The sequence below is a fragment of the Okeania sp. KiyG1 genome, from assembly GCF_014132355.1.
In the GTDB taxonomy this organism is placed as follows: Bacteria; Cyanobacteriota; Cyanobacteriia; order Cyanobacteriales; family Microcoleaceae; genus Okeania.
The window spans coordinates 23,260-46,021 of record NZ_BLZO01000131.1 but is presented as its reverse complement, the minus strand read 5'-3'; the positions used below and the strand labels follow the sequence as shown (position 1 = coordinate 46,021).

General features: G+C 37.0%; 17 protein-coding genes, 1 other RNA gene and 1 pseudogene. 15 read left to right on the top strand and 4 right to left on the bottom strand.

What is annotated here, in order from left to right; all coding sequences use genetic code 11:
• Nucleotides 1–4: 4 nt before the first annotated feature.
• Entirely contained in the window at nucleotides 5–892 is an 888-nt protein-coding gene (locus tag SAGCYANO_RS46045) for a P-loop ATPase, Sll1717 family (protein ID WP_237396881.1), read from the top strand.
• Between the two features lie 355 nt (nucleotides 893–1,247).
• On the opposite strand, the gene SAGCYANO_RS31330 is transcribed toward SAGCYANO_RS46045, so the two are convergent.
• Nucleotides 1,248–1,814, bottom strand: coding sequence for a 2'-5' RNA ligase family protein (locus SAGCYANO_RS31330; protein ID WP_202223646.1), 567 nt, complete (start codon nucleotides 1,812–1,814; stop codon nucleotides 1,248–1,250).
• 24 nt (nucleotides 1,815–1,838) lie between these two features.
• On the opposite strand from SAGCYANO_RS31330, the gene SAGCYANO_RS31325 reads away from it, so the two are divergent.
• The 8 genes and pseudogenes from SAGCYANO_RS31325 to SAGCYANO_RS31285 all read left to right on the top strand — a co-directional run bounded on the left by SAGCYANO_RS31325 (nucleotide 1,839) and on the right by SAGCYANO_RS31285 (nucleotide 9,192).
• On the top strand, nucleotides 1,839–2,105 hold the full coding sequence (locus tag SAGCYANO_RS31325; RefSeq protein ID WP_202223645.1) for a YciI family protein: 267 nt from the start codon (nucleotides 1,839–1,841) through the stop codon (nucleotides 2,103–2,105).
• 23 nt (nucleotides 2,106–2,128) lie between these two features.
• An RNA gene (gene ffs, locus SAGCYANO_RS31320) (signal recognition particle sRNA small type) lies at nucleotides 2,129–2,225 on the top strand.
• A gap of 25 nt (nucleotides 2,226–2,250) precedes the next feature.
• Nucleotides 2,251–2,619 (top strand): phasin family protein, encoded by a 369-nt coding sequence (locus SAGCYANO_RS31315; protein WP_202223644.1) that lies wholly within the window; start codon nucleotides 2,251–2,253, stop codon nucleotides 2,617–2,619.
• A gap of 77 nt (nucleotides 2,620–2,696) precedes the next feature.
• Nucleotides 2,697–3,122 (top strand): hypothetical protein, encoded by a 426-nt coding sequence (locus SAGCYANO_RS31310; RefSeq protein ID WP_202223643.1) that lies wholly within the window; start codon nucleotides 2,697–2,699, stop codon nucleotides 3,120–3,122.
• Nucleotides 3,123–3,595: 473 nt separating this feature from the next.
• A pseudogene (gene rsmI, locus SAGCYANO_RS31305) lies at nucleotides 3,596–4,434 on the top strand (16S rRNA (cytidine(1402)-2'-O)-methyltransferase).
• 862 nt (nucleotides 4,435–5,296) lie between these two features.
• A complete protein-coding gene (locus SAGCYANO_RS31300) occupies nucleotides 5,297–6,220 on the top strand; it encodes a hypothetical protein (RefSeq protein ID WP_202223642.1) in 924 nt (307 codons plus the stop codon).
• Between the two features lie 352 nt (nucleotides 6,221–6,572).
• The gene (locus SAGCYANO_RS31295; protein ID WP_202223641.1) at nucleotides 6,573–7,466 is read left to right on the top strand and encodes a RimK family alpha-L-glutamate ligase; all 894 of its coding nucleotides are present in this window, start codon (nucleotides 6,573–6,575) and stop codon (nucleotides 7,464–7,466) included.
• Between the two features lie 463 nt (nucleotides 7,467–7,929).
• Nucleotides 7,930–9,192, top strand: a complete 1,263-nt coding sequence (locus SAGCYANO_RS31285) for a folylpolyglutamate synthase/dihydrofolate synthase family protein (RefSeq protein ID WP_202223639.1) — start codon at nucleotides 7,930–7,932, stop codon at nucleotides 9,190–9,192.
• On the opposite strand, the gene SAGCYANO_RS31280 is transcribed toward SAGCYANO_RS31285, so the two are convergent.
• Nucleotides 9,172–10,419: a response regulator gene (locus tag SAGCYANO_RS31280; RefSeq protein WP_237396880.1), complete on the bottom strand. Its 1,248-nt coding sequence runs from the start codon at nucleotides 10,417–10,419 to the stop codon at nucleotides 9,172–9,174. The two genes, SAGCYANO_RS31285 and SAGCYANO_RS31280, sit on opposite strands and share 21 nt — an antisense overlap.
• Before the next feature lie 1,746 nt (nucleotides 10,420–12,165).
• Between SAGCYANO_RS31280 and SAGCYANO_RS31270 the strand changes: the two genes are divergently transcribed.
• Entirely contained in the window at nucleotides 12,166–12,348 is a 183-nt protein-coding gene (locus SAGCYANO_RS31270; RefSeq protein ID WP_202223636.1) for a hypothetical protein, read from the top strand.
• Nucleotides 12,349–12,790: 442 nt separating this feature from the next.
• Here SAGCYANO_RS31270 and SAGCYANO_RS49595 read toward each other — a convergent pair whose 3' ends face one another.
• Together SAGCYANO_RS49595 and SAGCYANO_RS49590 are read right to left on the bottom strand one after the other, a co-directional pair.
• Nucleotides 12,791–13,648, bottom strand: coding sequence for an extracellular solute-binding protein (locus SAGCYANO_RS49595; protein ID WP_375340026.1), 858 nt, complete (start codon nucleotides 13,646–13,648; stop codon nucleotides 12,791–12,793).
• Nucleotides 13,621–14,079, bottom strand: coding sequence for an extracellular solute-binding protein (locus SAGCYANO_RS49590; RefSeq protein ID WP_307786021.1), 459 nt, complete (start codon nucleotides 14,077–14,079; stop codon nucleotides 13,621–13,623). The genes SAGCYANO_RS49595 and SAGCYANO_RS49590 overlap by 28 nt, the downstream gene beginning before the upstream one ends.
• 414 nt (nucleotides 14,080–14,493) lie before the next feature.
• On the opposite strand from SAGCYANO_RS49590, the gene pilM reads away from it, so the two are divergent.
• The 5 genes from pilM to SAGCYANO_RS31245 all read left to right on the top strand — a co-directional run bounded on the left by pilM (nucleotide 14,494) and on the right by SAGCYANO_RS31245 (nucleotide 22,698).
• Nucleotides 14,494–15,546 carry a type IV pilus assembly protein PilM gene (gene pilM, locus SAGCYANO_RS31260; protein WP_202223651.1) on the top strand — a complete coding sequence of 351 codons (1,053 nt, stop codon included), beginning with the start codon at nucleotides 14,494–14,496 and terminating at the stop codon, nucleotides 15,544–15,546.
• Between the two features lie 7 nt (nucleotides 15,547–15,553).
• Nucleotides 15,554–16,087, top strand: coding sequence for a PilN domain-containing protein (locus SAGCYANO_RS31255; protein WP_237396879.1), 534 nt, complete (start codon nucleotides 15,554–15,556; stop codon nucleotides 16,085–16,087).
• Nucleotides 16,088–16,094: 7 nt separating this feature from the next.
• Nucleotides 16,095–16,364 carry a hypothetical protein gene (locus tag SAGCYANO_RS46040; protein WP_375340025.1) on the top strand — a complete coding sequence of 90 codons (270 nt, stop codon included), beginning with the start codon at nucleotides 16,095–16,097 and terminating at the stop codon, nucleotides 16,362–16,364.
• A 2-nt stretch (nucleotides 16,365–16,366) separates the two neighbouring features.
• Nucleotides 16,367–17,152: a pilus assembly protein PilO gene (locus SAGCYANO_RS31250; RefSeq protein ID WP_202223635.1), complete on the top strand. Its 786-nt coding sequence runs from the start codon at nucleotides 16,367–16,369 to the stop codon at nucleotides 17,150–17,152.
• Nucleotides 17,153–20,304: 3,152 nt separating this feature from the next.
• Nucleotides 20,305–22,698, top strand: a complete 2,394-nt coding sequence (locus tag SAGCYANO_RS31245) for a type IV pilus secretin family protein (protein ID WP_202223634.1) — start codon at nucleotides 20,305–20,307, stop codon at nucleotides 22,696–22,698.
• Nucleotides 22,699–22,762 lie beyond the last annotated feature (64 nt).

The following is a 22,762-nucleotide window of genomic DNA, read 5'->3' as shown; positions in this document are numbered from 1 at the left end:
TGAGTTGAAAAAAATAATTAATAATTTACCAAAAGATATATGGCAGTCTGAATCAACTCAAGCTTTATTAGAATTATCTACTAACTCTCAACTCATACTTACAGTCAAAGATGCAGTAAATATTATTCTTAATCAAGAGGCAAAAGAAAGGTCTCAAAAATTATGGTTTCTTTACGATGATTTAGATGAAGATTTTTCGGAAGCAGGAGAATTAAGACAACAAGCATTAACTGGATTATTTCAATTAGTTCAGTCTTGTGATGCAAGTAGACTAACGGAAATTAGATTTAAAATTTTCTTGAGAGAAGATATTTGGAATCGTTTAAGTTTTGATAATAAAAGTCATTTTACTGGAAGGGATATTATTTTACAGTGGAATCAAATAGACTTTTTACGTTTAGCGCTTCGTCAAGCAATACAATCTCAAAATTTCAAGAATTTAGTCGATCAAGTTTCTCCTGTTGCTGTTGAAAGTATAGATATAGCGAATGAAGAAGAGCTTGATAAAGCATTAGAATTACTTTGGGGAAGTCGTCGCAGAGGAGGAAATAGAGCGAAAAAAGTATCTCGATGGGTTTATGAACGATTAACAGACTCAAGTGGCACGACTTTTCCTAGGAGTTTAAGTATATTACTTAAAGGAGCAAAAGAACAAGAACTAACTGATCAAGGAAAATCATCAACTAAAATCCGTACAGAACGTTTACTTCAAGGAAAATCTCTAGAATCTGGATTAAGAAAAGCATCAGAAAAGCGATGTGAAGAAATTAAAGAGGAATATCCCTATCTAATTAATTTTTTTGATTCCCTTAAGGGAAAATCAGCTTTTAATAAAAGAAGAATTACAAGAAATATGGCAGAATTTACCAGAGAAAGTTCTAGAAAATTTTGAAGAGTTTGTTTCTTTGATGAGGGAAATAGGAATTATTGAATTTCGGGAAAAAGAAGAACGCTATAAATTTGCTGATATATATGTGTATGGTTTTGAAATGATTCGTCAAGGTGCAGTATAGAAATTTATATTAGGATGGAAAAATATAGTTTATAACCCAATTAAATAGCCTAATTCTATAGATTCATCACATAAGAAGTACAGATATTAATAATTAAATTAAATATTTCCAGTGCGGGCATCTTGCCCGCATGAGTGTACCTCACCAAGGTGGAATTCACTGTATATCTGCCAAAATTGTGGATTTAATATTCGTGAATTATCTCAATATTATGTATATGCCAAAATTGTGTATTTAGTATTTTTGAAATCCTTTAAAAGGAAACTCATTACAAATATCCCATCGCTTGCCATTATGAATTAATAAAGTTAACTGAGAAGCCTTAAATTCAAACTCAAGCGATCGCTCTCGAAATTCTAACCAAGCTGCTCGAAAATTTGTTTTAGTTAAGTCTCGAAAAGCTACAGTAACATGAGGAGAAAAAGGGCGAATTTTAGAAGGGGGATGCACAATTCCTAAATTAGTTTCTGTAAATCCAATTAACTCTTTTTGTATTTTTAATAGTTCTGGAGTTTTAACAACATTAACATAGATAACACGAGGTGGGAAAGCAGCAAACCCAGACAAAGTAATGGGAAAAGCAGAGCAATTTTGAGCAAAAGTCTCTAAAGACTCCTGCAAAACTGCCAAATTTTCCGTCGGCCATTTAAAAGGAGGCTGTAAAGTAATATGAGGCACCGACCTTAAAGCATGACTGCTATTATATTTATTAGCAAAATATTCCTTAATTTCCGTAACTTGGTTTTGAATATTTTCAGGTGGCACAAGAGCCACAAATAATAAACGTTTTGATTGACCCATAAAATTCAAAATTCAAAAAATAAAATGCCTTGGTTTGCCAAAATAGAAAAAGGTATAGTCGAAAAAACCATATTTGACCAATATGTACCAGCTCATAAAACTTATGTCCAAGAATTAATTGCCAAAGGACATAAAGCTAAGAGTGGTTACTGGAAAAACCATCAAGGAGGAATGTTACTATTCGAGGCCAAATCTATGGCAGAAGCCCAAAAAATAGTAGCCGAAGACCCCCTGATCAAAAATAATTGTGTCAGTTATGAAATTTATCAGTGGTGCATAGTTGCAGAATAAAAAATTGTGTTATAGTAATAAATGATTCGGACCAGCGCGACTATAACGCCTAAACCTTGTCAGGACCGGAAGGTAGCAGCAACACGGGATGCTTATGGTAGGCGTTGACTCCGGGTCACCCTATTAAAAGGAGCCAGAATATATTATGGATAATTTGGGAGGAATTATTCAAAGGGCAGTTTATCTAGGAGTGGGATTAGCCTCTTATGCAGGAGAGAAAGCTAACGAGAAATTAGCAGAACTAAGAACAGAGACCCAAAAACTGGCAGATGAGATGGTCAAGCGTGGTGAAATGACTACCGAAGAGGGTCGTAAATTTGTCGAAGATATGATGAATAAAGCTATGCAAAAGCCATCGGTAGAATCATCTCCAGAAACAAAACCTAGGGAACCACGTCGTATAGAAATTCTTTCTGAGGATGACAACTCATCAGAGTCAGACCAAGAAGTAGACCGAATGCGCCAAGAAGTGCATAAGCTACAGGATGAATTGCGTCGGCTGCAAAAAGATTAAATCTAAGGCCAAAAATTAAGCTCGGCTCTAAGAATTTAGGTACTCTAAGTTAAAGGGAAAAGTTCAAACATATAATAATGGAAGACTGGTCAAAAAATTTGTTTGAAGTAATTGAAACTGCTGCTTTAGAAGTAGAAAGTTTCTTCAATGAAATGGCAGAAGAAGTTTCTGAAGTGCTTGATGAGTGGGGAAAGTTTTCGGAGGAGATTACTGAAGAAATACGTAGTAACTTTATTGTAGAGATAGATGAGTATCTGAATGATTTAATCAACCCTATTATCGAAGTATACCTAGACTTAGATTTTGATGTGGGAGAGGAAAATATAGACTATTTTGTGGATCGTGTAGAACCAACACTAGAAAAACATCCAGCTTGTAGAGGATGTAGCAATTATCATGGTCAAGTTTATGGCGGAAATTTATTAGTTTGTGGAATGCACCCTTATGGTGTAGAGGGAGAAAGTTGTCCAGACTGGGAATCAGATAACAGTAATTTGAACTAGTAGGGGCGAATGGCATTCGCCCTCACTAAATGGCATTCGCCCTCACTAAATGGCATTCGCCCTCACTAAATGGCATTCGCCCTCACTAAATGGCATTCGCCCTCACTAAATGGCATTCGCCCTCACTAAATGGCATTCGCCCTCACTAAATGGCATTCGCCCTCACTAAATGGCATTCGCCCTCACTAAATGGCATTCGCCCTCACTAAATGGCATTCGCCCTCACTAAATGGCATTCGCCCTCACTAAATGGCATTCGCCCTCACTAAACAGCATTCTCCCTGACGAGAAAAGTAATAAGTTTATTAGAATCAAAATTTTACTCCTCAATTTAAAAGATGGAGGAAGTAGAATAGTCAAGTTATAGTAGTCAAACAAAGGTTAAGACATTTATAAAGGCTCAAACGAGCGTCAGGGATTACTTTTGACTTTTGACTTTTGACTTTTGACTTTTCCCTTGCGGGGAGCGCTATATGAATGAAATAAATTTAGGGACTCTTTACATTGTTGGCACACCAATAGGCAATCTAGAAGACATCACATTTCGAGCAATTAAAACCCTACAAACAGTAGACTTAATAGCAGCAGAAGACACTCGCCACACCAGCAAATTATTACAACATTTTGATATCCAAACTCCACAATTAAGTTACCATCAACATAACCAACAAAGTCGTATACCTGAATTAATCGAAAAATTACATCAAGGAAAAACAATAGCTCTAGTAACTGATGCAGGAATGCCAGGAATATCCGACCCAGGATATGAAATAGTAAAAGCTTGCATTGCAGCAAATATTTCCGTAGTACCAATACCAGGAGTAAGTGCAAGTATCACAGCATTAAGTGCTTCTGGACTACCTACTGATAAATTTATATTTATCGGTTTTTACCAAGCAAAAGTAAACAACGTCAACAAGACTTAGAAGCTTTACCCAACTTACAAGAAACCATAATTTTATATGAATCTCCTCATAAACTCAAACAAACCTTGGAAGATTTAGCAAAAGTATTAGGTAAACAGAGAAAAATAGTCTTAGCTAGAGAATTAACAAAACTCTATGAAGAATTTTGGCGTGGTACAGTTGGACAAGCAATTATTCATTATCAAACTAATCAACCAAGGGGAGAATTTACCCTGATTATTGCAGGAGCAGAACCAGATACACCAGTAATATCAGAAGATACTATTAAAGTAGAATTACAAAAACTTTTAGAACAAGGAATTTCGCGATCGCAAGCAAGTCGCCAACTTGCCCATCAAACCAACCTATCCCGTCGCCAAATTTATCAAATAGCTCTAAAAATATAGTTAGGGTTTGCACTTCACTAGTCTTTTAGTAGGGGTAGGAGACAACCCACCCTAACCCTCCCAGGAGGGGAAGAAAACCCACCCTCAACCCCTCCCAGGAGGGGAAGACAGGAGAAATAGGAATTTAGAGGAGGCAGGAGTAAGAATTGTAAGAATGATTTTTATGCCCAACTTTGCCTAAAATATTAACTTTTTGAGCGTTTTAGACGTGATACCAGGCACTTTTTAAAGGCCCCAAAAAGGCACTTGTCTTTATATGTCAATGCTTTTAGATTAGATCGGCAAGCCCTAGTTATCAGCATTAAATATTAAGAATATCAAAAAAAATAGGAAGTCATTATCGACACCAAGGTTATATTCTATAATAAACGTTGTACATAAATATAGTCATATATAGTTAAATATAGTCTTTTGTCTCCTGAAATTTGGGTGACTGTTGAGATAATTTAATAATGTCTGTGATTATAGAAAATCAAATAGCCACGCATAGTCTAATGATCTGACTTCAATAGGGTGAAATTCCACCGACTGACACGCTACCTCTAGATACATAAGAACCTATGTCCAAGCCTCTGTTTTATGACCAAGCAGAAATTGAATCAGGGAGATAATCATGCAAAGAGGTAAAGAAAAGCAGCTCTGTTATGTCTTTGACTATGAGATAGAGAAGCCAGTGCGTTGGGCGGGTTCCCCGACAGTCACGCAACAGGCGTTGTGTTTTAGTGCCTCCTCCGGAGGAGCTGCGCTAACACGAGCGTCAGGGTAATACCTGCAAAATAAGGATATGTCTTATGTGACTATATTTTTATGAACTATAACTTGAGTTCAACCTCAAATTTACCTAAAAAAAATACACTCAAACATGAAAGTTTTCAAGGTACTGCAGGTTTCTGTAATTAAGATTACCGAGTCTCCACTGAAGCTCAGTATTCAAGCAGAGGGACTGACTGCAACTTCCGGATGGACAAATCCTCGTTTAGATAACTCAGCCGATCCTAATCCAGATGATTCAGTCCTAGAATTTAGTTTTGACGCTGATAAACCATCAGATATTAGTCTTCCACGCTTAACGCCAATTATGGCTACTGTGGATTTTACACCGACCAATGGTGCAGATGCGGTAATTGTTTCGGCCCGCATTAATTCCATTACTGTTCATGCTGGTGAGTTTATCACACCAGGCCAGGCAAGCTCTCAACCGACAACATTGGCAGTAGGAGAAGAAGAGCCTCAATTTACTACATTGGCATTAGGGGAGGAAGAACCAAGTACACGAGCATTAGGAGAGGAAGGCCCTCAACCAACTACATATGCACTAGGAGAGGAAGGCCCTCAACCAACTACATATGCACTAGGAGAGGAAGAACCTCAAGCTACGACATTGGCAGTAGGAGAGGAAGGCCCTCAACCAACTACATATGCAGTAGGAGAGGAAAGCCCTCAACCAACTACATTGGCATATGGAGAAGAAGAATCTCAAGCTACAACATTGGCAGTAGGAGAGGAACAACCTCCTCAAGCAACTACATTGGCCTATGGAGAAGAAGAATCTCAAGCCACGACATTGGCAGTAGGAGAGGAACAACCTCCTCAAGCAACTACATTGGCCTATGGAGAAGAAGAATCTCAAGGCACAACATTGGCAGTAGGAGAGGAACAACCTCCTCAAGCAACTACATTGGCAGTAGGAGAAGAACAACCTCAACCGACAACAAAGGCAGTAGGGGAAGAGGGACCTACCACAATGGTAGTTGGTGAAGAGGGTGGTCCTTTTGGTCGGTACTAATAGATATCTCCGTTAACGAAGTCAGAATTTAGAAGTTAACCCACCCCTAACCCCTCCCTCGAGGGGAACTAGTGCCGCTACGCGGAAGTCAGAAGTCAGAAGTATTGATTGGCAAGGCTCTTAGGATTTTGTAACTGGTCAGTTATTTCCGCCATTCTGCACTAGGGGATGCACGAGCAACTCTCCAAAAATATTGCACCTTAAAAAGGCAGGGTTGCGCGACGCACATTATTTTGATCGTCAAAAATAAAATCAATTATCGTGCATAAATCATCAATTATTTCCCCCTACTTTGTACGGGCTTTGCATACAACGTCCCTACGACCTATTCCCTCTTTTTCGGAGAGGTCTAATGATTAAATCAGGAGATGGTGGATGTTTGCTAGTTGCAGGTGGGAGGTTAGATCCGAATCTAACTCGACTAATTGAAATTGCTAAAAGTCAAGAGGTTTCTGTTTGCGAAGTATTCCATGGGCAAGAAGAGAGTCCAGAGTTTTCATGGCATCTTACTCAGGGACAACCGAGAATAAAAGACCGAGTTATATCGGCAACTGGAGCGTTTATTCGGTATGATGTTTTTGGTAATTTGAGCGCTCCCAAATCTGGAGCATCACAACGGGCCTCTGGTTGGTATCAAACTCTCTATGGTTGGTTACTCTCACAACCTAAGATCCGTTTGTTCAATCGTAACCATTTACCTGCGGTTGGCAATAAGCCAGCAATGCTGATTTTAGCCCAAAAGTTAGGGTTGCTCATCCCTGATACTTTGATTACAAATGAAGCTGATGAATTGGGCAAATATTCTGCGGGGAGTGCAATTGCCAAGCCAGTTGCAGGGGGTGATTTTTGTTATTCCCTAGAAAAATTGCATTCCTCTATCCAGTTTCGGAATGGTTGTGCAGCAATGCCAGCTATTGTCCAAAATAAATTAGTCGCGCCAGAAATTCGGATATATATAGTAGGAAATTATGCCTTTGCTTTTGAAATTCGTAGTCAGCATCTAGATTATCGGGTTCAACCAGATGCTGAAGTTATTCCTCTCGCAACACTGCCAGATGAAGTGGAGTTATTACGAAAATTAATGGCAAGTTTAAAGATGGATTTTGGGGCCGCTGACTTCAAAACAGATCCAAAAACGAAGCAACTTGTATTTTTAGAACTGAATAGTTCACCTATGTTTGTTAGGTTCGATCAAATGGTCAAGGGGTCCTTATGTGAAGCAATGATTCAGACTTTGGTCGGATAGGGCTATTCATTAATTGATAATTGATAATGGATAATTGATAATTACCTCGGGTTTTAACAGAAACGGAATTGAATATAAGGAGATATTATTTTTTTCTTTCCCCTTAAAAGGGGAGGCTTTAAACCAGAATTATTTAATAATTAATAATTAATAATTCGGTAACTGTTGTCAATAATCTGGTATAATCTATAAGAATATCTAATTATATGGCGGTCAGTTTGCTCCGCAACGCTAGCGCGAACTGACCGTGACAGCTTCCGGACTGGAGAACGCCGACGTTGCCAGGTTGAAGCAGGAATAGAACAGATAATCATAGATTTCTATAGATTATCGTAGGTTTCTAAGAACGGTTTTCATTAAAAATCTCCAGAAAAGGTTTTCAAACCCTATAAACAAGTTAAGATTTAGGTAAACAAAAAAAAGCTGACGGCTGATAGCTGATAGCTAATTGCTATAAAAAACTGTGAACTCAATAGAATCTTTCTTAAAACGCTTTGAACACTTTGGCGTTGAGCTTGGTCTGGAACGCATCTACCAACTCTTAGATAACTTAGGAAACCCTCATCAACAGATACCCATTATTCATGTCGCCGGGACAAATGGTAAAGGTTCTGTCTGTGCTTACTTATCCTCGATCCTCACAGCAGCAGGATATAAAGTTGGACGTTACATTTCACCCCATCTTGTAGACTGGACAGAGCGTATTTGCCTTAATGAACAACAAATTTCTACTACTCAACTAGAAGAGTTATTAAAAGAAGTAGAAGCAGCTATTAATCCAGAAAAACCTTCACCCACTCTGTTTGAAGTTATTACTGCGGCAGCTTGGTTATATTTTGCTCAACAAGAGGTAGATGTAGCAGTTGTAGAAGTAGGGTTGGGAGGAAGACTAGATGCCACAAATGTCTGTCAACAACCAATGGTAACTGTTATTACTTCAATTAGTTGGGAACATTGGCAAAGGTTGGGTCCTACTTTGGCTGATATTGCTGGTGAAAAAGCGGGTATTCTTAAACCAGGATGTCCTGCAATAATTGGGAAATTACCGCCAGAAGCGGAAAAAGTAGTACAAAAGCGGATTAATGACTTGGGATGTCCCGCAGTTTGGGTAAAATCTGCTGAATTATTAGAGGGGAGTAGAGGAAAAGATTATCTGCCAATGGCTCATTATCAAGGTATTGAATATCCACTCCCATTACTTGGAGATGTACAGTTAATCAATTCAGCGATCGCTATTGAGACAATTCATATTCTGGAAAAACAAGGTTGGCAGATTTTTCCCACAGCAATTAAACAAGGGATAGCTAATACTAAATGGCCAGGGCGTTTGCAATGGGCGAAATGGCAAAACCGTAAATTATTAATTGATGGCGCTCATAATACTGCTGCTGCCCAAGTATTGGGGAGATATGTCAGGACACTTAATTACCCATCCATCAGTTGGGTTATGGGTATGCTTTCAACTAAGGAACATTCAGAAATTTTTCGCGCTTTGATTAGACCGGGCGATCGCTTGTACTTAGTTCCTGTCCCAGACCATAGTTCGGCTGATACGGGCCAGCTTACTACTATAGCTAAGAATATTTGCACAAAATTAGCATCTTGTCAAGCTTATCCCAATTTAACGACCGCGATGGAAGAGGCTGTGGCTGAAAGTAAAAATCCGATCGTTTTATGTGGTTCTCTATATTTATTAGGACATTTTCTAGCAACTAGCAGGAACTAAAGACCCTACTACTGAAATGTCTGTTTTTGTGTTTGCTAAATACAGGTATTTATGAATAATTGCCTCAATTTTTTCTAAGTTTACTGGTTTATTTATAAATTCAGAACACCCTACAAACTGAGCGCGAACTCGATCGACTACACTACCTCTTCCAGTGAGAATTATTATAGGAATATTTTTTAAATGAGGTATTCTACGAAGTTGGCTGCAAATTTCATAGCCATTAGCAATAGGCATTTCTATGTCTAAAAATATTAAATCTGGCTGTATTTTTATGAGAGTAGACACAGCCAATGCAGACTTTTGAATGCCTATAAATTGATAGCCTTTTTTTGTAACAATTTTTTCCATAACTTGATTAACTATGGAGCAATCATCTATACAAACTACTAATTTTTTCTGGCTCTTGATAATAGTTTCTGGCAGTTGTGAATTTTTTGTTTGAATCTCTTTTGTTTGTCTGTTTAGTGCCTCAATTTTCACTACAGATAATGCAGGTAAATCTGGTACATCAGTCAACTGAATTATATCTTGATGCACATAATTCATAAATATTTTAGTTAGCTTTAATAAATCCCGGTCTAAGTAAAAAGCTAAATCTCGCAGTGTTAGTTTTTTACTAATTAATATCTGCAATTTTTGGTATGTCAAAGCTGATGTATATTGTTCTAAGAGTTCGGGTTTACTCAATACAGGAGATAAATTGGGAGAATACTTTTGTAAATTTGCCTCGCACCAAGCTTGCCATATTGGCTTAACTTTTTCAAAAGCTTCATAGATACTCAAGCGAAAAATTGGTTGTTTCATTTCCGCTTGTAGATGACAAGTGAGAGAGGTGATTTTTAAAGTATCTAAATGATCTTGCTGAATTAAATCAAACAATACTTCTATCAGGGTGTTTTTAATTATACATATAGCTCGTGAAAGTGATATTTTTTCTTGTTTAAGTAGATTATTAACTATGTAATATTGCCAGCTTTCACAAACATCGTATGTGTATAAACTAAGAGTTTCCAGAGAAATGCGGGGGCAACATTTAGTGCAATTTCTGCGCCATCTTCGCCAGGAATTACTACCACCTGTCGCCCAAGTTATACAACCCCTATAAAAATATAATTGCCATACTTGTCCATCCGTATTTTGGAGTTCTACCTTACCACTAAATTGTTTAGGTATTAAACGGATTAAATGTTTAAAAAATCTAGCTGTAGTTGGTTTTGTTGTCATAATCATTCTTCAATACTCCATCAATGCAGTCCTGAGTTCTGTATTCTTGATTCTTCTGAATTTTATAATAATTTCATTTGAGTTGCTTCAAAAACATGGTTGCTTTTAGGCAACAGGTCATTTCAGTTATCAGTTATCAGTTATCAGTTATCAGTTAGCCCCATAAGGTCGTAACTTCGGACTTCAGTACCTCTTGCAATAAGAAGGCTTGAGGTTAGGAATATTCTCTTTCTCTTGGTCTCAAGGTTGGCCGGACTTTTTACTTCACGCTTCCTCAAAAGTGCTTTAATTAATGGATAATGGATAATGGATAATGGATAATTACCTCTCCCTAAAAGCTATCCCTGATAAGGAACTCCTGAAAACTTTGTGGAGAGAGTGGGAAGGGTGGCGAGTTTGGGGAGTTTGGGGGGCAAAAATAGGGAAGATATTTTTAGGAAAAACACGAAAAATGATTTTTTGAGTTATTACACTCTAGTTTATAGCAAATAAAGGGCAAGTTGATTTTCTGGAGATGTCTAATAAAAAATGTTACAAATGAGTAAGTGGAAATTTTTGCCAGGTATTGATTTTTCCATAGCAGCCATTTTGAAAATTGGTATAAGAGGGGAAATCAAAAGCTGATAATCTAATATAGAATTCGGTCACATAATATATCTTTATAATTCTATAATTACTTTAATATTCAATCTCCCCTACTCCCCATCTACCTACTTCCAACTATGTAATAAGTATTCAACCGAATTTGATAAAGACTTTTAGCTATTATATTAGTAGGACTTAAAAAAAACCGAGTCATAAAACAGTCTCAAATATATATAGGCAGAGGGTTTCACCTCCAAAAGGTATAATTCCTTAATTGTCAAGGGTTTTCCTACAGAATACTGCGCAAACACCATAAAATGCCTAAGTAGCATTAGGTAGTTTTTGTAATTTTTAAATATACCAGGGCGCACTACTAGCGTGTCTAGGCTAAATTTGTGGGTAAAACCCAACGCTATAATCCCCCCTAACCCCCAGCAGGGTCAATTTATTGTCGTCAGAGAAAAAAGGAGGAGGGAGTGGGGAGTGTGGGAGATGTGGGAAGTGTGGGAAGGACAGGACCTCATAAAAAATAGGGTTGCAAATATTCTCTGACGACAAAGAATTAGCCCTGCTCTAACCTCCCTTGGAAAGCTATCCCTGATAAGGAACTCCTGAAAACCTTGTGTGCAGCAGGGGAGTAGGGGAGTAGGGAGTAGGGGAGAAGGGAGAAAGAATCAATAAAGAAAAGGAAAAACTACTTAATTTATCAAAAAATCTACTTTTTAATACACTTTTTCTCTGGCAAAATCTTTGAAATGCTAGTACATAAATTGTCTATAATGTCTACGTTTTATGTTAAGAAAGATGTTTATAAAGCATAGCTTGGAAAGGGGGGAAAGGTCTATATTTTCTAAAATTTACCCACATTTTCAAGCTAGACGAGCTACTACTGGACTGTTTCACCTAAAATAGTGCATTAGCTTTTTTCGTCACCCCATCCCCCCATCACCCCCAAATTCCCCTCCTGGGAGGGGTTAGGGTGGGTTCCCATCACCCCATTTTCTAATGCAACATTTAAGATGAAACAGTCCACTATTAGCGCGTTTCAGCTAAAACTGTGCATTAGATGGGAAGGGTGGGAAGTGTGGGGAGGGTGTGGAGTCTCGGAAGGGTGGGGAGAAAAAGACACCTAGAAATAAAAATAAGAGTGCACCATTTTAGATGAAACAGTCCACTACTGGACCGACACACCTTAAATGGTGCATTATATGGGGAGTGTGGGGAGGGTGGGAAGTGTGGGAAGGGTGGGGAGAAAAAGACATCTACAAACAAAAAATCAATTGCACCATTTTAGATGAAACAGTCCACTACTACAAATTAGAAAACAGAACTAGAGCTGCTTAATTTTTTCTTGAATATTATAATTTTTTTTCGATAAATAATTTATTATCTAACTTTTCATCAAAAAAATAAATGGTCCATGAACCGCTCAACTAAACTTACTCAAACTTACTCAAAGGTCTGAAAGCTTAGTTGCTCGTAGTGGGTCAAGCACTACAGGGTTAAACGGCAAACCCTTTATTCCCCAAAAACATCGGGAATTACTTTTCTAATAATATTAAATGCTCATTCACATCAGTATTTAATAACTTATTATCTCCTGTTTTATACAATCCTCTGACTATTCTTTTTCCTTTAAATATCGGTTTTGACTCACCATATACTTATCCCTTAAACAACCGAAATATTTCAATGGTTGATTTGAAGTTAAACTCTAGACTTACCTGTTATATTAATAATGAGAAATCAAGCCTCTTAAAAAACTTTTCTCTTTATATCTTCTTCCCTATATTCCCGATAAATTATCCCATTCAAATGCTGCATCAGCGATCGCCTCTTCAACAGTTTTTTCTGCCAACATAGCTGCCTGTAAATTTTGAGAAATAATCTGTTTCAACTTATTCACATTTTTAACTGGTGGAAGTAAAACTTCTGCTTTAAGCATTTGATTAGCACTAATAATTCGAGCCTTATCTTGAGTAGAAGCATCAGAAGGAAGATTTTGAAAATAATTATTCTCTAAAGTCTGAGTTATAGAAGGTAGAACATTAGCCTCTTGAGTAAAAGCCGTTTGATTTTGATTGTTAGTGATAAACAAAGCAAATTTCAGCGCTCGGTCTGGTAGTTTAGTATTACCAGAAATAGCTAAATTCATTAGCATAATACTATTTTTACCAGTTTCACCTGTAATTTGAGATACAGGTTTTGAGACTTGTCCAATCTCTGGTGCATTTTCAGATATTGCCTCGATCGCTTCCGACCCAGAAAACAACATAGCTATTTCTCCAGATAGATATAAATCTATACCAGCCTGACTTCCTTTTGTCAATACTTCCTTTGGTAATAGCCCATCTTGATATAGATCGACCCAATACTTAAATACTGCCCGACCAGTTGGAGTATTAAAAGCAGCCTTTCCATCAACATCTAATAGTTTTACTCCCATCTTGCCAAAAGATTCTAGTACCTCTGACAATTCTTCTGGTAGAAAAGAAATAAAAAATGCGTACTTATCAGTTTTTTCTTTAATCTGTTTAGCCACCTCTGCTAACTCTGAATAATTTTTGGGAGGTTGCTCTAGTCCTGCTTGTTGAAATAGCTGAGAATTATAAATAGTTATATTTGTTGTAGCATACCAGGGGATACCAAAACTTTTACCATTAATTTGACTAGCCTGCCAAAGGTTAGATAAATATTGATTTTTACCGAATCTGATAATATAGTATCCAAATTTAACCAAGCATTAGTTTCAGTCAATAGATATCCAAAACTTGAGTTAAGATTAACCACATCTGGAAGATTTTTTGCCAAAATAGCACTCTGAGTTTTCTTTTCCATAACTGACCAAGGTATATCAACCCATCGTACTGATAAATCTGGATTATCAGTTTCAAAATCAGTAATCAATTGATTAAAATAATTCGTAAATTGAGGTTGAAGCTGTATCGTCCAAAACTTAATTTCTTGAGTATTGAAGTTACTAGGAGAGAGAGTGGTGCAACTAATCAAAAATGTTAAAATTAGTCCGAATGTAGCAAATAACCTAAACCGTTTCCCTTTAACGATGTAAAACATTTTATAAAATTTAAAAAGTATCTGAAATATAGTTATTTTATTGAAACTGTGAGAGATTGTACACTTTGAATAACTAGGTAACAATCAAATTATTATATAATTTTTGATTACTATCTGTTTGTCTATTTGTAAGCATTCAGGATTCACCAGTCAGCTTTATTACCCTATCTAGATGATTTGCTCGTCAAAAAAATTAGATTAAATTTAAGCTGTAACATGATGATATTTAAAATCACTTAACTGTCTATAGTGTTTTCAAATGAGATGTAAATATAGATAGACCATTTAATTGATTCAAAACAGCCATAATTCATAGCTCTAATTATGGCAAATTAAAAAAACACATTTGTATTAAATTAAAATCAGGAAAACCATGGTTAATTACTTAAAAACTTATTAAAAAAGCAACCAGGAATAGGAGTAGAGATAGGCCCAGAAAGAATAAATATTGCTGAAATTCGTAAACAAGGAGACAAACTAAAGTTAGTAACCCTTGCCACAGTAGAAGTACCAGAAGATGTATTTTTAGAAGGTCAAATAGTTGATGCTCCTACAGTATCAGAGCTAATAGAGTCAATTATAGAAGAAAATAATATCAAGACCAGAAGAGTAGCAACAGCAATTCCCGGCAGAGAAGCAGTAACTCGTGTAATACCTGTACCAGCAGAATTAAACGACCAAGAATTGCAAGATTATATGAATCAAGAAGCAGGTTTATACTTACCATTTCCCAGAGAAGAAGCAGATGTAGACTACCAAAAATTAGGAATAATAGTAGATCCAAATGATGATTTAGAAAAAGTACAAGTAGCCTTAGTAGCAACTAGAAAAGAAGTAACAGATAGCTACATAGAAGTATTCACCCAAGCAGGATTAGCAATAGATGTTTTAGAAGTAAGTAACTTTGCCTTAATCCGAACAGTAAAAGATATACTTCAACAGTATGGACCCCAAGAAGCAACAGTAATAGCAGATTTAGAATTTGACAGTACTGAACTTGCTATCGTAGTAGATGGAGTACCTCAATTTAACCGGACAATTCCCATTGGTACTTATCAAATGCAATCTTCCTTAAACGAAGCAATGAACTTACCTCCAACCAGAGATACCAGCGAACTACTGGGAATGACCGTTCCAGTATTAGATACAATGGGAGTCACAGGAAACGAACCAAACCCCGGAACTAATGCCTTACTAAAAGTATTAGCAGAATTAGGGGATGAGCTACGACGCTCAATAGATTTTTATCTCAATCAATTTGAAGATTTGGAGGTGGCACAATTATTATTAACAGGGTCGGGTGCAGCAATAGGACAAATAGATGACTTTTTTATGCAACGTTTAAGTTTACCTGCATCTAAAGTCGATCCAATAGAAACTTTAGCCCTAGAAATAGAACAAGAAATTCCACCAGAACAACGTTCTAGTCTAGGAGTGGTATTAGGTTTAGGATTAAGAGAGGTTTAAATTAATTATGTATGGCTTAGATATAAATTTTCTCAACGACCGCCCAGAATATAAAAAAGATATTCCCAAACCCGATCGTGATGGACCATCACTAGAAGACCCCAAACCAATTCTAATTGGGGCTGCAGTAGCAGTAGCAGTTAATGGTCTAGTTGCTGGTGGATGGTTCTATCTCAATCGAGTAAACACCAAATTACAGGCAGACCTAGACAAATTAAATGGCGAATTGAGCAAACTAAACGCCCAAATTAAAGATATAGAAGCAATCAAAGAAAAGACTAAAACATTTAAAGCAGAAGCAAAAGCCTTAGCAACAGTTTTTGACCAAATTAAACCATGGTCAGCTTTATTGGGAGAATTTGGCACCCTAATACCTAGTGGGGTCAAAATAGCTAGTATCGAACAAAAAGAACCAAAAATAGTTGCTCCAGCAGCATCAAAAGATCCAAAAGGGGATAAAAGAACAGGCAGCAGCGCCACCAAAACCAACAGCAACTGTATCATTTTCGGGAACTGCAGATTCTTATGGCCAAGTCAATGACTTTTTATTGCTACTGCAAAATTCTCCCTTTTTCCAAGGAGAAAAAACAAAACTAATTAGTGCTACGAAAAAAGCCAATCCAACCAGACTAGAATTACAAGAATCTAGGTCAACTTTAGCCCCAGATATACCAGAATTACCACAAGTAGTTGAATATAAAATAGAAACAAATCTCAGCCCTTTAGGCGCATCAGAATTATTGCCTCAATTAAAAAGTCAAGGAGCAATTGGATTAGTAGATAGAATAGAAACATTAACAGAAAAAGGAGTATTTTAAAAATGGTAGTAGCAAATGAATGGAATCCAGAACTAGAAGAACAAGAAGGAGAATTAGGGGGTCCGAAAATATTCGGCATCTCACTCAAAGACCCCAGATTTCTCGGAGCAGTTATTGGCGTTGTCGGGTTAGGAGCAGCAGGATTTTTAGCATATAGTCAGCTCAAACCTGCCATTGAAAAAAGTGCTGCATTAAGAACAGAAATACAGACAGCAGAAAATACTATAAAAGAACAGAAAAAACAAATAAAAGAACGACCAAAAGCAGAAGCAGAAATGGTAGAAGCTGAGAAACAAAGAGAAGACGTAACCAGCTTATTTGCCAGTGAAAAAACCATGAAAACTCTGCTGTACGATATGAATAAGCTGATCGATCAAATTAATACAGGTATTAGGGATGAAGACCGACAGGCAAAAATGATTAAATTTCAACCAGTAGAGTCAAAAGATGGCAACTATATAGTTAACGATAATTCATTAGGACCACTGGTAAATGGTAAATTAAAGCGACGAGAATTCAAAGTAGAATTTGAAGGAACTTATGCCCAAACAAGAGCCTTTATGATTGCTTTGGAGCGAATGCAAACATTACTGGTAGTAAAAAACTTAAGAACTAAACTACAGCAAGGAAATCAAATTATCGAAGTTGAATGGAGACAAAATAGATTTGTACCAGTCAGTCAACCAGAAAGTAGACTCAGAACATCCTTTGATATGCACGCTCTGTTGGCTTTAAGCGAACAAGAATCATTGGCTAAACCAGAATCGGCCAAACCAGAAGAGCAATAAACCTACATTCTGCACGACAAAACGTAGCAGCAAAATATAAGTCAAAAGTCAAAATTCAAAAGTTAAAAGTCAGAAATAATAAGAAGTAAGAAGTAAGAAGAAAATTATAGTGGTCAATAGGAGTCAAGGATTCAGTAAGTATTTATGCTGCCATAAGTAATCTGGAATTTGACTCCTGAACTACAGAACGTAACAGAAAAAGATAAGTAAACAGTCAAAAGTCAACAGTCAAAAAATATAAGTCAAAAGTCAAAAGTTAAAAGTCAGAAATAATAAGAAGTAAGAAGTAAGAAGAAAATTATAGTGGTCAATAGGAGTCAAGGATTCAGTAAGTATTTATGCTGCCATAAGTAATCTGGGAATTTGACTCCTGAACTACAGAACGTAACAGAAAAAGATAAGTAAACAGTCAAAAGTCAACAGTCAAAAAATATAAGTCAAAAGTCAAAAGTTAAAAGTCAGAAATAATAAGAAGTAAGAAGTAAGAAGAAAATTATAGTGGTCAATAGGAGTCAAGGATTCAGTAAGTATTTATGCTGCCATAAGTAATCTGGGAATTTGACTCCTGAACTACAGAACGTAACAGAAAAAGATAAGTAAACAGTCAAAAGTCAACAGTCAAAAAAATATAAGTCAAAAGTCAAAAGTCAAAAGTCAGAAATAATAAGAAGTAAGAAGTAAGAAGAAAATTATAGTGGTCAATAGGAGTCAAGGATTCAGTAAGTATTTATGCTGCCATAAGTAATCTGGGAATTTGACTCCTGAACTACAGAACGTAACAGAAAAAGATAAGTCAACAGTCAAAAGTCAACAGTCAAAAAATATAAGTCAAAATTCAAAAGTCAAAAGTCAGAAATAATAAGAAGTAAGAAGTAAGAAGAAAATTATAGTGGTCAATAGGAGTCAAGGATTCAGTAAGTATTTATGCTGCCATAAGTAATCTGGGAATTTGACTCCTGAACTACAGAACGTAACAGAAAAAGATAAGTCAACAGTCAAAAGTCAACAGTCAAAAAAATATAAGTCAAAATTCAAAAGTCAAAAGTCAGAAATAATAAGAAGTAAGAAGTAAGAAGAAAATTATAGTGGTCAATAGGAGTCAAGGATTTAGCAAGTATTTATGCTGCCATAAGTAATCTGAGAATTTGACTCCTGAACGACAGAACGTAGCAGAAAAATATAAGTCAAAATTCAAAAGTCAAAAGTCAGAAATAATAAGAAGTAAGAAGTAAGAAGAAAATTATAGTGGTCAATAGGAGTCAAGGATTTAGCAAGTATTTATGCTGCCATAAGTAATCTGAGAATTTGACTCCTGAACGACAGAACGTAGCAGCAAAATATAAGTCAAAACTCAAAACTCAAAACTCAAAACTCAAAACTCAAAACTCAAAACTCAAAACTCAGAAATAATTAAGAAGTAAGAAGTAAGAAGAAAATTATAGTGGTCAATAGGAGTCAAGGATTTAGCAAGTATTTATGCTGCCATAAGTAATCTGGGAATTTGACTCCTGAACTACAGAACGTAGCAGCAAAATATAAGTCAAAACTCAAAACTCAAAACTCAAAACTCAAAACTCAAAACTCAGAAATAATTAAGAAGTAAGAAGTAAGAAGAAAATTATAGTGGTCAATAGGAGTCAAGGATTTAGTAAGTATTTATGCTGCCATAAGTAATCTGAGAATTTGACTCCTGAACGACAGAACGTAGCAGAAAAATATAAGTCAAAATTCAAAAGTCAAAAGTCAGAAATAATAAGAAGTAAGAAGTAAGAAGAAAATTATAGTGGTCAATAGGAGTCAAGGATTTAGCAAGTATTTATGCTGCCATAAGTAATCTGAGAATTTGACTCCTGAACGACAGAACGTAGCAGCAAAATATAAGTCAAAACTCAAAACTCAAAACTCAAAACTCAAAACTCAAAACTCAGAAATAATTAAGAAGTAAGAAGTAAGAAGAAAATTATAGTGGTCAATAGGAGTCAAGGATTTAGCAAGTATTTATGCTGCCATAAGTAATCTGAGAATTTGACTCCTGAACGACAGAACGTAGCAGCAAAATATAAGTCAAAACTCAAAACTCAAAACTCAGAAATAATTAAGAAGTAAGAAGTAAGAAGAAAATTATAGTGGTCAATAGGAGTCAAGGATTCAGTAAGTATTTATGCTGCCATAAGTAATCTGAGAATTTGACTCCTGAACGACAGAACGTAGCAGAAAAATATAAGTCAAAACTCAAAACTCAAAACTCAAAAGTCAGAAATAATTAAGAAGTAAGGAGTAAGAAGAAAATTATAGTGGTCAATAGGAGTCAAGGATTCAGCAAGTATTTATGCTGCCATAAGTAATCTGAGAATTTGACTCCTGATCGAGGTAAATGAAGATAATTTATATAGTATAAATACTTAAGCAAGCTGCGGATTTTATACTGATTTTCATGTTACAAATTGAAGTGCAGAATGTGGGATAAAATAAAAGTTAACGTAATTTGCTAAAAACTACGGTACTCTTTGTTCTTAAAAATACTTAGGGCTTGCTTATTAAATCTAAAAGTATTTACAGATAAAGGTTTTAGCCTTTTTGGGGTCGAATTGTAGTGCCTGGTTTTCAGCTCTTCACGCTCAAAAAGTTAGTATTTTAGGTGCATAGTTGGGCAGAACAATCTTGAGACAATTCTTACTCCTACCTCCTCTAAATTCCCTTTTATCCTGTCTTCCCCTCCCCTCCAGGGAGGGGTTAGAGGTGGGTTGGGAGAGGTTAGGGGTGGGTTGTCTCCTGTCTCCTGTCTCCTATCCCTACCAAAAGACTTTCCATACGCAAACCCTACTTATGCATTTTACTCTTTCTGGACGAACTCCCTGATTCAATTTCTGCTTGGTCATAATACAGAGGCTTGGATGTAGGTTCTTATGTGTCTAGAGGTAGCGTGTCAGTCGGTGGAATTTCACCCTATTGAACTCAGATATTTGACTCTAGAGGCTATTTGATTTTCTATGATCGATCGCCGACAAAGTTAGATTATCTTAAATATTCGCCCAAATTTCTAGAGACAAGAAACTATATTTAACTATATATTATATTTCTGTTGAATTTTTATTATACTCTAGCCAAACACCAAAAATTTCCTAATCATCACCTAGCGTGGAGTGAGGACAGTGAAACAGCAAATTCAATTTAGTAGTGGACTGTTAAGTGGGGTAGCTGCAGTAATCATCGCCCAGACACCAGCTTTTGCAGTCACACAAATCACCCAAGTTCAGTTAAGTTCAGTAGAAGGCGGCGTGAACATCGTCCTAATGACAAACAATGGCGATCGCCCCGAAGTTTTCTCAGTAAATAGAGATAACTCTTTCGTTGCAGACATAATAAATGCCCAACTAAGCATTCCCGAAGGCAACAAATTTCGGAAAGATAGTCCAGCACCAGGCATAAAATATGTAGAAGTAATGCAGGTAGATGCCAACAGCGTGCGGGTAGTCATCCAAGGTATAGAAGGCCCTCCCAGAGGCAGAATAATTCAAGGAGGTGGCCAAGGAATTATTCTGAGCGCTGCTGCAGGTTCAGGAGAAGTAGCTCAAGCATCTACACCTAAACCTAATAGCTTTCCCCCACCCTCAGAAGCATCTGAACCTGCACCCCCACCTGTACAACCGGAACCTACTGTAGTACCTCCAAGAGAAACCACTACAGCCCAAGAACCAAACGTATTATTACCAGATTCTGAACTAACAGGAGATGGTTTCCCCACCTTACCAGGACAACCATCCCCCAGTGAAGTCCCCCCTTTTCAACCACGAGCAGTAGCACCACCAGTAGGTGACATCGCAATATCCAATATTAATCCCTCAGTAGAAGTTATAGATTTAGGCACACAAGAAAGAATACCTCGTTTAGTATTGCGAGATGCTCCAGTCAGAGATGTTTTAGCTTTATTAGCTAGGGCTGCCGGGTTGAATGTAGCCTTCAGTTCAGGTGGGGAAGAAGAAACTGGACCTAGCATCTCTCTGGATATTGAAAATGAGTCTGTTCAAGATGTTTTTAACTATGTTCTACGTCTAAGTGGGTTGCAGGCCAACCGAGTAGGGAATACAGTATTTGTGGGGCAAGAGTTACCAACAGAAGCCAGAAATGTTGTAGTTCGTTCTTTCCGCTTAAACCAGGTTACAGCCCAAGCTGCTGCAGGTTTCTTAGTTAGTATGGGAGCTGAAAGTGCAATTGTGACAAGTCAGCCAGTAACTCAGGTGAATACAGTTAATATTCCAGGAACTAATCAGGCAATTACAAATACAGAAACAATTGAAAGAACAGTTATTCAGCCTCTACGTTACGACCCCCAAGATGCTCCCCCATTGTTAAAAGGTTTACAAGTAGTAACTGATAGCCGACTTAATAGTGTGACTTTAGTAGGACCACCACAACAAGTAGAGATTGCTGCTGCCCAACTGGTACAGCTAGATTTACGACAGAGGCAAGTAGCTGTAAACGTCAAGGTTATAGATATTAATTTAGCAGCAGACGAAAACTTTAATAGTAGTTTCTCCTTCGGAGTTAACGACAGTTTCTTTATTAACGATAATGGGGCAGCATCTCTGAATTTTGGCAGTCTCCAACCTGCTACTATTACACAACAAAATGCTAGTCCTCTTTCTCGTCCTGTCACTGGTAACCCACTTGCTGGAAACGACCCATTCTTTGATAGCCAACGTACATTTGACGTTCCATTTACAGGTATCCCTAACGTCAATCAAGGTAGAGGTACTTTCCTCAGACCAATAGCTCCCACAACAAGCGAACCTACAAGAGTTGGGATTACAGATTATGAACCATCAGAGGTAGAAATTACTGACGATGGAATATTGGAGGTAGAACTAGGAGAGGCAGAATTTGGCTTATTTCCCCAGATTTTGTATCCAAGGCGATTTCTTGGTCAACTAAGGGCTACTGTTACCAGCGGTAATGCTAAAATTCTCACCGACCCAACTTTAGTGGTTCAGGAAGGAGAAATAGCTAGTGTCAGACTTGTAGAAAATATTGTCAGAAGTATTGACAGTAATTTTACAGATGATGGAGGTACAACTCGAGAAACTAGAACTGTTAGATTTGAAGATGTAGGTCTAACCCTAGCTATACAAGTAGAGAGAATAGACGATAATGGCTTTGTAACTGTAACTGTTAATCCAGAAGTGAGTTTTATTTCCCAGAGGATACCAACAGATGCTGATAATGCAAGTGAATTTGGTACAGAAATAGCCAGGCGTCGGGTAGAATCTGGCAGAATTCGCCTACGGGATGGACAAACTCTGATTATTTCTGGCATTATTCAAGAGCAAGAAAGAACGACAATCAGCAAAGTACCTATTTTAGGAGATTTACCAATAATTGGTCCTCTCTTCCGCAGTAGTCAAAATGACAATCAACGAGCAGAGACAATTGTCTTACTAACACCTCAAATACTGGATGATGGCGATCGCTCTTCTTGGGGTTATCGATTTAATCCTAGTCCAGATGCTTTGCAAATGATGGAAAGGGGTCAGCCAAGAACGCGTTAAGGTTAAATTTCAGGGATGGTCTATATTGATTGATTTAATTTGAACCATCCCACTTTGGTTGATT